This is a genomic window from Mycobacterium sp. NGS54 (assembly GCF_059812465.1).
The window spans coordinates 272,660-284,887 of the sequence record NZ_JCALCS010000007.1; the positions used below are offsets into that span (position 1 = coordinate 272,660).

The following is a 12,228-nucleotide window of genomic DNA, read 5'->3' on the forward strand; positions in this document are numbered from 1 at the left end:
GGTCTCTATTGAGTGATGTTGTTCGCGGTGCCGCCGAACAGGGCGCGGAAGGCGGCTTGCGAGTCGGCCTCATGACCTTCCATCAGCGCCGCCGCCTGCTTGAGGCCCTCGGCCAGGCGCGTGCCACCCGTCAGGATCTTGTTCAGGTCGTTCGACACTTCAGAAGCCGTGACATGCGAGGCGACAACGGCGTCACCCGACCATGTCGCGGGGTTCATCACGTTTTCCTGGTTGGCGAGGTAGCCCTGCGCGATCGCGATTGCATGCTCCATATGCGATTGGATCGCATCGCTCGTGCTGCGCAGCACGTCTCCGTCCACACGAATTGACACGGTTGCCTTCTCCTTCTCCGGCTAGCGGTTCCCTTTTGTTTTGTTGTTTCCCCTGTGCCTCCCCGGGGGGATGCGTCGAAGTGTATGGCGGCTGTTCAGATGTGTCGATTCACCCTCTGAGCAGGCCGTTTCAAACTCTTTCGTCGACGACGCGGACCGTGGCGGGCTGCTCGGACTTCTTGTGCGACCCACCGTGTCCGCCGGCCGCATGGCCCACCGGCATGCCGCCGACGCCAGTGCCGCCCGGCGTTGTCGTCGTCGGGGAACGCACCGATTCGGCACCCAGGGCACCGCTGGGCCGCAACCCCACCGGGCGGCCACTGCTGCCCGGCTCGAACGCGCTGACCGGCCGGGTGAAGGTGGTCGCGGGCATGCCGGTGCCGCCGAGCGAGGCCCCTCCGCCGCCGAGGCCGCCCGCCGCCCCGGGCGCCGCGGAAATCGCGCTGACCGCCGAGGCGGGGGTAGCCGCACCGGCACCAAGTGCGCCGGGATTGGCGAACATGCCCATCATCGACTGCAGCGGCTGCATCGCGCTCATCGGCGCCTGCATCAGCTGCGACGGCGCCTGCAGCGCCTGCGGGACCGCACCCATCATCGACTGCAGGGGCTGCATGAATGTGCCGATTTGGCTGCCCATGTCCTGGCCGCCCGACGCGGCCTGGCCGGCGCCGGTGGTGCCGGACTGCACACCCTGGAAGGCCGAGCGCATGCCGTCGCCGGCTGCGGCATCGGCCGCCGCCTGACCGACCGCCGAGGCCGCCTCTGCGGGGGCCACCGGCGAGGCACCCATGGTGGCCAACGGCGGTGGTATAGCCAAACTTTCGGCCAGCGCCGCGAGCGCGGCGCCGTAGGTGGCGCCGGTCGCGGAGTTGTTCGGCCACATCACCCCGTAGTACTCGAACTCCAGCGAGCCGATGCGCGGCGTCAGCGCCCCGAACACGATCGGGTTGATGTGGTAGTCGGCGGCACATTCGACGCGGTTCGCCGTGCACTCCGGCTCCGGGCGCATCGCGGCGTTGGCCGTCTGATAGGCCGCGATCGCCGCCGAGACCACCGCCGGCTTCATGTCCACCCAGCCGGCCAGCCCATGCAGCGACGCGTTGAGCGCGGTGGCGCTCGCGGCCGAACCCACCGACCCCATGCCCAGCCAACCCGCCGAGGTGACGACGGTGTTGATCATCGACGCGCTGGCCGAAGCGTGGTGACTGGCGCCCAAGGCGGTCCAGGCCGCTCCGTTGGCCAACATCGTGGCCACGCCGGTCCCGAGCTTGAGCAGGAGGTCGTTTGCTTCGGGTGGACGCGCCGCCCACCCAGGATCAGGCATGAGCGCCGCTTACAGCCCGAGCGCCAGGCTTCGCGCCGCCTCCGTCGCGGTGTAGACGCACGACGCGACGCTCTGCGTTCCCGCGAACAATCCCCGCTGCACCGCGTGCTCCTGGACCACACCCAGGTAGGCGCCACCGCACGCGTTCAGAGCCGTGCTGAAAAGGGCCGAGTCGGGGTCGTTGCCCATGGGCAGCGTGCCGAGCAGTGCGGGCGCGGCGGACGCGGCCGCCCCTTCGACTTCCGCGCTGATTGCCGATTCCGCCCCGGCTGAGCCCAAGACAGCCTCGGGCTGTACGAAGAACGACATAATTTCCCTCCGAACGTTCTCGCAGGCGACTCACTGCGAATGCTGATCAGTCTAGTGCCTGCGAGGAGATCGCGTATTCACAATTCCTAACCGCTAATCTCCCATCATCAAATTCGCTTCACTGCCGCGTTCAGAGCCGTTGTACTTGCGTCTAATTAGTGTCACTTGCAACCCAGAGATCGCGGGGGTCACTTCTGTAACGTGCGTCACTCTCGGTGCCTCGGGCCGAAATTGGCGTTTTCACCTTGCGGAGGGTTCGCAATTTATTTGCGCCGAATTAGCGGTCGCTATTATCCGGCGAATACGGACGGCAACCCGACTAAAATTCCTTCGACATCGGACTCGTCGGTCACCAGCAAGCCGCGCCCTGGCGGCAACACTTGTGCGCGAAGGATCCGATTGATTTTGTTTTGCGGATCGTTGTCCATGTAAAGCTGCGCCACTTTCGCCGACGTTTGATACCTAATCCACGGGTCCATCTGCAGCGTCGCCCAGTTGGTGCTGTTGCGCGTTGTGAACACGTGCAGGCCGATCTGCCGGGCGCGCTCCATCAGCATCCACAGCGCCGCGCCGACCGGTCCCGTCGCGGGGTAGCTCTGCGTCTGGGCCGTCCGCAGGTCCTGGACGTCGTCGATGAGCACGAAGTGCCGGGTCCCCTCCCACGGCTTGAGCGCGCGCAGCTCCTCCTGGCTGAGGCCCTTGGGTGGCAACCGCGGCAGCAGGACTTGCTGGGCAAGTTCGGTGATGACCCGGTCGATCTCGTCCTGGTCGTAGGCGTAGGCGCGCACGTAGCCCGGGGCATGCAGGTCCCGTAGGCCGTGCGGGGCGGCCTTGGGGTCGATCAGCGTCAGTTGGGCCTCTTCGGGACTGAACCGGCTCATGACCGCCTCGCCGATGGCCACCAGCGACATACTCTTTCCGCAGCCTTGCCGGCCGAGAATCATCATGCCTGGGCTCTCCGACAGCCGCAGGGGCACGGGGCCCAGCTGGTGGCGCTCGCCGATCGCGAACGCGATCGACAGGTCCTCGGCGCCGGCGTGCGCCGCCAGAATCGCGCTCAGCTCCACCCGTTCCGGCAACCGTTGCAGGACAGCGTGTTTGGTGACTCCGGCGACCTCGGCGATGCGCGCGCCGACGTCCGGGGTGTCCACGAGCGTGCGGGTCGCCGCGTCGACCACCTTGGGAAGGCCGACCAACAATTCGTGTAGCGAGTCCGTCAGACCAAAACCGGGGCGGTTCACCGTTCGACGGGCCGCCTCGCGCGACTCGATCGCCGAGTGCCCCATCTGACTCTCGCCCGGCTCGGCCAGCCGCAATTGGATGCGCGCGGTGGCATTCTGCAGCAGCTTCTGCCGCTGCCCGTGAATCCAGCCGCCCGCGCTGCACATCACGTGCACCCCATATTCGGGACCGCGGCTGCTCAGCGAGATGATGCGATCCCCCAAAAGCATGTCTTTGGTGTAGAGGTCGTCGTAGTCGTCGACCACCACGAACACATCGCCGAACGGGTCGTTCGGGTCGGTCCCGCCCAGCCCGTCACTGCCGGGCCCGAACCGCCTCTCGCGGAACCCGTCGAGGTCGATGTTGGCGCGCCGGAATGCGTCCTCGCGAGCGTCGATCAGCGCGTCCATGCTGCTCAAGATGCGCTCGATGCCCTCGGTGTCCTTGGGCGACACGATGTCCGCGATATGCGGCAGGGAGCCGACCTGGGCCATGGTCGCCCCCCCGACGCAGAAGAACGTCACCCGCGACGGCGTGTACATCAACGCCGCCGAGCACATCAGCGTCATCATCGTGGTCGTTTTGCCGCGCTGTTTGGCGCCCACCACGATGATGTTGCTGCGCAACGCATCAACGGAATACACGACCTGCTTGGATTCTTCCGGGATGTCCATGATGCCCACCGGGAACACCAGGCCCGGGTTGCGGCCGTAGTCGTCGTGCCACGGCTTTCCGCGCCACCCCGACACCAGGGCGTCAACGGGTTCGGGGTGCTCCAGCGGTTCGAGCCACGGCCGGCGCGGCGCCCGGTGCGGCACCGTGTGCAGCGACTCCCGCAGCACGTCCACGATCTTCTTCTTCTTGAAACCGTCCTCGTGCAAAAGGAACTCGTCGGGTTCCTCGTCGGTGGCCGACGCCGCCTCCAACGCCGCGGCGTCCGCGGAGTCCAACGGCTGATATTGCCAGTTGTAGAGCCGGGGCTGCGTCAGTGTCATGTCCACGGTCCGGACTACCTGGCTCTTCTTGGGCAGGACGAACGGCGCGGACAGGTAAAAGCAGCGGAACGGCTCCAGGTCGCGAGGACCCACTTTGAGCAGCGCGAAGCCGTTTTCCTTCGAGGGCAGGTGGTAGGCAGCGTCGGTGCCGATCACCTCGCGGCTGTCGTCGCCGGATTCCGCGCGCAGCGCGATGCGAAATGCGATGTTGGACTTGACTTTCTGCAGCGATGACAGGTCCAGACGCTGGCCGCCCAGCATGAAGAAGACGTTGGCGCCGCGGCCTTCCTGACCGATGTGGATGATCAGGTTGATCCACTTGTCGTGGTTGGCGAACAGCTCGAGGTATTCGTCGACGATGACCAGCAGCACCGGCACCGGCGGCAGGTCGCGCCCGGCCAGGCGGATCTCCTCGTAGTCGTTGGCGTCCCGCGCCCCCACCGATGTGAAAAGCTCGTACCGCTGCTTGATTTCACCGTCGATGACGCGGCGCATCCGCTCGGCCAGATGCCGTTCGTCCTTGCCGAGGTTCGACAGCGCGGCCACCACATGGGGGATGCCCAGGATGTCCTGCGCCGCCGATTCGAACTTCATGTCGACGAAAATGACGTTGAACGTCTCGGGTGAGTGAGTGAGCGCGATGCCGTACACCAATGACAGGAAGAACTCCGACTTGCCCGAGCCACTGGTCCCGATCACCACCGAGTGGAACCCGAACCCGCCGAAGTCCTTTGCGCGGATGATCACGTTCTGCAGCTCGCCGTTTGGCTTGGCTCCAACCGGGATCTCGCACCACCGCTCGTCGCCGCGGCCGCGCCGCTCTGCCCACAGCCGGTCGACATCCAGTTCACGGGGGTCGCTGATTCCCAGCGCCCGCAGAAGTTCGGCGGCGCCACTGGTCGAATCGGCGATCTCGGCGCTGCTGGTCGGTGACCACCGCGCCATCGAGCGCGCATACCGATAGGCCCTGGGGATCGACAGCTGGTCCGCGTGGGCGAAGAACTTGCCGCCGGTGCGCAGGAGCGGCGCCGGGCGCGCGTCGTCGTCCGCGCCGCCGTCCCCGTTGCGGCGGGCCCTTTCCGCGCCGTTGGTGACACCGTCGACGACGGTGTGCCGCTCGCTCATCTCGTAGAGCTGGTCCCTGTCGAACCCAACCCCGATTCCGGGCCGAGAGGCTATGCGCAGCACCGTGATTCCGGCCTTGCCGACTTGGCCGACCACGCTCTCCCATGCCTCCGGGCTGCCGGTGTTGTCGTCCACGATCACCCAGTGCGGGCCGAGGTCGGCACCGGCGTCGGGTTGGGCGGTCTCGAGCGTCGAGCCGAGGGTGGTCGGGCTCGCCGCGGTCAACGGCGTCCACTGGCCGCGCCTGCCCTTCATGTGCAGCTCGGCGCCCAGCGCCGCCTCGAGCTCCTCGGGCGTGGCGAAGATCAGGCGCCGCCACCCGCACGCATCGAACAGCTCGTCGTGCAGGTTGTGCGGTAGCCACACCATCCACGACCACAGCTCGGGGTTGCGGGTGACCACCATCAGCTTGACGTCGCGCGGGTTGTGGAACACCGCGAGCGAGCACAGCACCGAGCGCATCAGCGACCGGACGCGGTTCAGATCCTCACCGACGAAGCTGAAACCCGGGGCCGATCGCAGGTTCACCACCTTGGCGATGTCGCGAATCTTGCGTTGTTCCAGGATGAAATCGCGGAGCGCCTGGCCGGTGACGGGCTCCAGCTCCTCGTCGGAGGCGATGTCGGGCCACGTCACGGACAACACCGAATCAGGGGCGTGCTGCACGCCGGTGCCCAGTCGCACCTCCAGGAAGTCGACGTCGCCGCGGCCGCGCTCCCACATCCGCGGACCGCCGATGATGGCGCCCAGCCCGCGGGGATCGGAATGCACCGACTGCTGCCAACGGCGCTGCGCGCACACCGCGGTCTGGATCTCGTCGCGGTTGCCGTCGAGGTCGCGCAGGTAGCGCCGGCGGCCCTTTTCCAGCTCCCCCCAGGTGATTTTGCGCGCGCGTCCGAACCGGCCTGAAAACGCCAGCATGCTGAATGCGCCGATGCCCATCAACGGGAAGAACCCGGTCGAGAGGCTACGCACCCCGGATACGTAGAGCATGACGACAGTGCCGATCAGCGCGACGATCAGGGCCGGAACGCCGATCATCACCCAGATGTTGCGTGGTTCGCGTTCGGGCAGGGCGATCGGCGCATTCGGCGCCACCCGAACGGGTTTCGGCGGCTGGATCTTGATCCGGTTGATGGGAAACGCTCTCTTTGACACCTTCTAGCCTCCCGCCCTTGCCGATGTCGTCACCACCGTCGCCTGTCCCGTCGCGGGCACCGTGTCGCGCGCCACCAACGCCGCCTGTTGCGACAATGCCGGACCCGCGGCAAAAGTCCGCAACAATGGCCACGGCGCCTGAACCGCCATCGATGGATCCAGCCCCAGCGCGCGCAGGGTCGAATCGTCGGAGGCGATGCCGAACCGCACGCCGTTGTCGGCCACCCAGAACAGCGATTCCCTTGAGTCGCTGGTGATCACGCCGCTCGTCGATGTCACGAAGTTGGCCGCACCCGGCAACACCAGCACCTGATTGGCAACGACGGATGCCGGTTCGCGATCGTCGCGGACCAGGCGCACGATCCGGTCGTCCATCGACGAGGGCACCGGAAGCCCGCGCCCGTTGTAGATGGCGACCCGGGCCTGCGGATCCGTCGAAGCCTTCTCCCACCCGACGCACGTCGTCGGATTTGCCGCGGAGTCGATGAAATTCAGATGCCCGGTCGGGTAGTAGTCCACCGTCAGCGAAGTCACCTCGGGAATGTTGACCAGCACGTCCGGCGTGACCGTCCGCGGCGACGCCGACCCGTAGGAGTTCGTGCTGCGCAGCAGATCGGCCACGAAGCCCCCGACTTTTTGCACCCCATCGGCGAGCAACACGTAGAACTGGCTGCCGCCGCCAGCGGTTTGGGCCTGCAGCACCGCCCCCACCTGTGATCCGGGCAGCCACTTCGACGGGGTTCCGGCCTCGGGAACCTTCGGGACGCGAAGCGGTTCCGTGGCCGGCATTCCGTCGAAGAGCGCGCGCGAGATCTCCACCGGCACAGTGACTCCCGGATCAAGGCCCAGGCTCAGTGTCACCGCCCTTTCGGAGGGATCGATCTGTGAGCGTTTCCCGCCCCAGATCACATAAGTGGCGCCCTGAAACGTCGCCAGCAACCCCGCGTCCTTCGCCATTGGGGCGGCGCGGCCGCCGACGAGCTGGCCGGCAATGGAGGTCACCACGGGTTTGTCCGCGGTGCGCGGCCTGCCCGCCGTATCGCACACCGCCCACGCCGAAACCGCGCCCCGGTTCACATGCATGGCGGCCGGCGCGCCCGGGATGCCGACCAGCGGCGCGGTCGGATACTTGGCGATCTCGGCGGGTTTCACCCACGTCGGCTGCCCGGCAGTGCCCGTCGCCAGCCGCGCCGAGGTCAAGTTGAGTGCCGGGTACAACCGGCCTTCGATGCGCGCGTAGATGGCCCCGGATTCGCGGTCACCGATGATCGCCGAATCACCCACCACACCACTGGGTTTGATCACGTTGAGCAGCACCATCCAGCCCGAGGCGATCGCCACCAACACGACCGACAGCACCAGGGCCGCGGTCTGCTTGCGGTCGTCGTGCTTCATCCGCACGGAGAAGCGCGTCGTCGCCGCCCGCAGCCGCCGGTTGTAAAACAGGTGCCCCGAATTCTGGTCGCGGTTCGACAAACTCAACGGCATTGTTCAGTAGCCCCTCGGTCCGCGGCGCGGATCGGCCTGCTGGATCCGATCCGCCAGATCCGACGCGTCGACGGCGACGCCGTAATGGCGTTGTGCGTAGTTGATGAAGGCGCAGGCCTGCGCTACCAGGTCGTGGATGCTCGCCGACGTGCCGGGCTGGTGATAGGCGGCGAAGGTCGGGGCGATGAACTGCCACGCGCCCTTGCTCGGCGTGCCCCTCGCGGCGTTGGAGTCCCAGTTGTTTTCGGCGTAGGCGTCGTAGTTGGATTCGCGGCGGGCCACCAGTTCCATGCCGCGCGCCCAGCGGGCGCGGGCCATTGGGTCATGAATCCCCTTGATATCCAGGGCTTTACGGATCGCTGTCAGCACCGCGGCGCGGCCGTTGCCACCGTTGACGTGGCCGTGGCCGTGGCCGTATCGCAGGCGCCGCATTCGCAGTGCCAACATCCGCGCGCGCGCACGCGCCCGCACGATGTGCCCGTGCTGCGTGCGCAACCGACCGGCCATCCGAGCCACCGCCTCGCGCCGACCAAGCGGCGTATCGGCCGCCGGCACGGCATCGGCCAAAGCCGCGTGCAGGTTGAGTTCCGTCGCTGTCTTCGCGTGGAAGCGGTCGGCATGAGCCGTCGCCAGGATCGCGGCCAGCGAGCCGTCGGACTCGGCGAGCCGTCGCAGCCTTCCCGCCGCGATAGCCGATCGAGTCGTCGCCTGCCGTATCCCGTCGGCATAGGCATGCAGCGGGGCGGGCGTGTCACCGACGTGGTGGCCGGGATCGCGGCCGGCGAAGAGGCGGTGGCCCCGGGACAAGGCGGCCACCGCGCGCGTCATCGCAGGATCATTCAACGGTTCCCCCACCGTAATTCCGATCGAAATCGGCCTGCGCTTCTTCGCGCAATGCCTCGAAAACCATATTCAGTCGGTCCATCAACTCCCGGCACGAGTATGACGTCACCACGTGCGGGGCCAACGACAGCCCGGTGAGCCGCCCGTCGGAATTGCACACCGCGTAGACATCACCAACGTCAGCGGTAAAAGTCACCGACTCCTGGGCGGCCAGCACGGCCTCCCATTTCTCGAAATTCGCCTTTAGATCCGCCAAGACCTGGTCGACCAATGCCTTATCCGCCGCCGCGTCAGGGCGCGCCGCATCCGTATCGGACACCTCAGCCACAACTCCCATAACTTCTGGCCCACGTGCCGGTTTGGCCGCCCCGATCCACACGCGCCCCCTTGCCTTCTGTCGCTGCCACCGCGGACGGTAATGGCCGCACGGTCATGACATTACTGCCGCTAGGGGGTAGCGACTACTCATCTTTTGGGCGGTATTGGCGGTCATCGCGTCGATGCAATTGGAAATGCAATTCAAAGCCGACATTTCTCCGATCAGCACCGCGGATTGCGGTTTTCAGTGCCTGCTTCTGGGCTTAATCCTGGGGCTCTTCGTCCGTCGGCACGATCACGATCCGCCGGTTGGGCTTGGCGACGACGGGCGGTTTGCCGTCAGCGGACTTTGTGACGGGAACACTCGGCGGGACCGTCAAGCGACCCTTGACCGGCTGGCCGTTGGGAACGCCCGGGACGGTCACGCGCTTTTCTGCGGGCTTGTCCTTGTTTCCGTCCCCGCCCGCTCCCATGGCGCCCGGCATCATCGGCATGCCGGTCATGCCCATCGGACCGTTCTGCGGCGTCATCCCACCGGTCTGCGGCACCGACACCGGTTTGACCGACGCTGCCGCGGGGGTGGTGGGAGGCGACGACGACGGCACGGGTGGCGGGCCCATGAATCCGGTCGGGGTGGTGCCACCGCCGACGCCGCCACCACCGCCGCCACCAAGACCGGCGTCACCGCCGCCGGCGCCGCCGAAACCGGGCTCTTCCGCCGACATGTCAGTCAGAGCGGCCGCGGCCTCACCGCCCTTCGCCGCTCCCATTAGCGGCTGAATCGCGCTCTGGGCGGCCTGCATTGCTTGTTGCGGAAGCTGCGTGAGCGGCCCCATGACGCCGCCGAGCGCGCCCGTGAGCGAACCCGCGATTCCAGAGGCCATCTGCGGGATCATCTGTGCGAGCTGCTGGAACTGCTGTGAGGATTGGGCCTCATTGGCCGGGAACTTCTGGGCGGCGTCGAGCGCATGGGCGCGACGATCGGCCTCGCCGGCAAGGCTCGCTGCCTGGTCGCCGGGCACGCCGCCATTCCCCGCTAGCGCGAGGGCGGCCGCCGCCGCATCGGCCTGTGTGCCGCCGGCAGGAACGGGATTCGGCGCGACCGTCGGCGGAGGGTGTGGGGCCGTCGGTAGGGTCGGCACATCCACACTTATCGGCCCTCCGCCGACCCCCATGATTGCCCCTCAACCCTCATGCATCGTTGCGCAGCGATGTCCGTCTGCAGCAGCCGTTCGAAACTAATGTCCTGGATCGAATGCTAGATCGCCTGCTGCGTGATTTGTAGTCACCGCAGCTTTGCCGAGACCGCTTGGAACCAAGCTAGGTGGTAATGCGCCAGCCATTGGTGTCCTTCGATAAGCGCCTGTACTGCTGCCAGGAGCATCCAGGCGGCTGCCCGCGATAGGTCGTCCGGGTCCTCCAGCGCTTTGTTGTACGCGGCTTGCTGCTCGTGCTGCAAAGCGTCAACCTCGTTCTCGGTGACACCCGTTCCTCGTGTCGCCGCCTGTGCCAAGGTCTGGGCAATTCGGGGCAATCCGTCGCGACGCCGGACCGCCTCAACCAGCGTTGGGCCGAGCTCCTCCACTTCGGGCCCTGTGCGTGCAAGGCGATCACCGGTGAGGGGTGGGTCATCGGGTCCCGGCTTGGCGATGAATCCGTGGGCCTTGTGCACTGCCACAGCAGTGACGGTGCCGAGCAGATCGACCACGTTGGCGTCAGATCGGCGCAGTGCCGGCTCAAGCAGCCGGTTCACTCCGACCGGGATCTTCACATTTGGCGGGATCCACCCGCACCCCATGCTGCAGACCAAAAGCGTTGTGCCGTCGTCACGCAAGCCGGCGGCCCATGAGAGGCCCGGCGCCTGGCGGGCCACCGAATCCACAAGCCGTTGCAGCCTCTGCTGCTCGGCGGCTCGACTCGACGCATCGCCAGCTACGGCGCCAGTCGCCGTGGAGAGCGCCGCCGTGCCCGCCGGAGTCGCCGCACCCGTGCCGGCCTGCGCGGCAGCACCCCGCTGGACCGCGGACATCAACGGGCTGCCCGCCGAGGGCGAAGTCGATGGCGATGGCGCAACCGGTGCGCCAGACACCGGGGTAGTCGGCGCCGACACGGCCGGAGGCGTAACGACCGGAGGACGCAAATCAGACCCGTACGCGGGAAGTGGACCCGCCGGGACCGACGGCGCGCCGGCAACCGGGCTCATCGGGGTGGACATCGGCATCGGCGTGGCGACCGGTACCGCGCCGCCCGTCGAGGACACCGGGGCTGCCGCGCCGGCGGCGGCCGATGCGCCCGAGCCGTGGTCGACTGCAGCGGAGTCGACGGCACCGGCCGCAATGGTTGGAGCTATCGGTGGCGCGACCGGCGCCTGCGGTGGTGCCGTCGCCGACGACCCCGTTGCATTCATCAGCCCTTGTGACAAGTTCTGGGCGCCGGCCGCTGCGGGCTGACCGGTCATCATTCCTTGGGCGAACGATTGCCCGAGCTGATTCGGCGAGAGCCCAGGCAAGCTGGCGGCTGGAGAGAGTCCGCCGCCGCCTGTTAGGGGCGAAGTGACAGCGGGTGCACCCGGGACACCGCTGGCTGGAGCGGCAATAGGCGCGCTACCGCCGACGCCGCCGGGCTCGCCAGTGCCGCCTCCGCCCACACCTGAGCCGGCCGGCCCACCGACGTTGGGTTGCGTATTAAATCCGCCCTCATGAACGGTTTGAAGACCTCCACCGCCGCTGTGGTTGCCAGTGTCGATGCCGCCGCGACCAACCACAGGTGGCTTCTCCCCACCGCCTGTATTGACTCCATGACTTGCAGCGAACTCCTGAGGGGACATCGCTAGTCCCTCGGCGGTAAGGATCCTCTGCGTTGCATCCATGAGTGCCGCAACCGCCGCAGCGGACTTGTGTGCAGCAAATCCGTTCGCTTCCGCGATTAGCTTCTCGATTTCCGCGACCTTTATCGGTGCTGGTTCTTTTGAATTCTCGACGTTGGAAATCCGTTGGTTATAATCATCCGCTATTCCCCTAAGCCCCTCGCGCAGACTATCTATAGCGTCCGCTCCCCGTTCAAAAGAATCGCCTTTTACTTGGTATTTCTCAGCCAAATCAAGATGGTGATTTTC

10 protein-coding genes are annotated in these 12,228 nt (G+C 66.8%); 1 reads left to right on the top strand and 9 read right to left on the bottom strand.

The features are described 5' to 3' along the window. Nucleotides 1-5: 5 nt before the first annotated feature. The 9 genes from AC5Y5E_RS23475 to AC5Y5E_RS23515 form a co-directional block, all read right to left on the bottom strand. On the bottom strand, nucleotides 6-332 hold the full coding sequence (locus AC5Y5E_RS23475) for a WXG100 family type VII secretion target (protein WP_499905399.1): 327 nt from the start codon (nucleotides 330-332) through the stop codon (nucleotides 6-8). A 130-nt stretch (nucleotides 333-462) separates the two neighbouring features. Beyond that, nucleotides 463-1,656: a PPE domain-containing protein gene (locus tag AC5Y5E_RS23480; protein WP_499905400.1), complete on the bottom strand. Its 1,194-nt coding sequence runs from the start codon at nucleotides 1,654-1,656 to the stop codon at nucleotides 463-465. A gap of 9 nt (nucleotides 1,657-1,665) precedes the next feature. After that, nucleotides 1,666-1,965, bottom strand: coding sequence for a PE domain-containing protein (locus AC5Y5E_RS23485; protein ID WP_499905402.1), 300 nt, complete (start codon nucleotides 1,963-1,965; stop codon nucleotides 1,666-1,668). 290 nt (nucleotides 1,966-2,255) lie between these two features. Further along, nucleotides 2,256-6,464, bottom strand: coding sequence for a type VII secretion protein EccCa (eccCa, locus tag AC5Y5E_RS23490; protein WP_499905404.1), 4,209 nt, complete (start codon nucleotides 6,462-6,464; stop codon nucleotides 2,256-2,258). Between the two features lie 3 nt (nucleotides 6,465-6,467). After that, nucleotides 6,468-7,952, bottom strand: coding sequence for a type VII secretion protein EccB (gene eccB / locus AC5Y5E_RS23495; protein ID WP_499905406.1), 1,485 nt, complete (start codon nucleotides 7,950-7,952; stop codon nucleotides 6,468-6,470). 3 nt (nucleotides 7,953-7,955) lie between these two features. Further along, a complete protein-coding gene (locus tag AC5Y5E_RS23500) occupies nucleotides 7,956-8,780 on the bottom strand; it encodes a transglycosylase SLT domain-containing protein (protein ID WP_499905407.1) in 825 nt (274 codons plus the stop codon). A gap of 7 nt (nucleotides 8,781-8,787) precedes the next feature. After that, complete coding sequence (locus AC5Y5E_RS23505) at nucleotides 8,788-9,123, bottom strand: DUF2710 family protein (protein WP_499905408.1); 336 nt, start codon at nucleotides 9,121-9,123, stop codon at nucleotides 8,788-8,790. A gap of 253 nt (nucleotides 9,124-9,376) precedes the next feature. Next, a complete protein-coding gene (locus tag AC5Y5E_RS23510) occupies nucleotides 9,377-10,288 on the bottom strand; it encodes a hypothetical protein (RefSeq protein WP_499905410.1) in 912 nt (303 codons plus the stop codon). 110 nt (nucleotides 10,289-10,398) lie between these two features. Beyond that, nucleotides 10,399-11,142, bottom strand: coding sequence for a DUF5631 domain-containing protein (locus AC5Y5E_RS23515; protein ID WP_499905411.1), 744 nt, complete (start codon nucleotides 11,140-11,142; stop codon nucleotides 10,399-10,401). Here AC5Y5E_RS23515 and AC5Y5E_RS23520 point away from each other — a divergent pair. Beyond that, entirely contained in the window at nucleotides 11,078-11,563 is a 486-nt protein-coding gene (locus AC5Y5E_RS23520; RefSeq protein WP_499905761.1) for a hypothetical protein, read from the top strand. The genes AC5Y5E_RS23515 and AC5Y5E_RS23520 overlap by 65 nt on opposite strands. Nucleotides 11,564-12,228 lie beyond the last annotated feature (665 nt).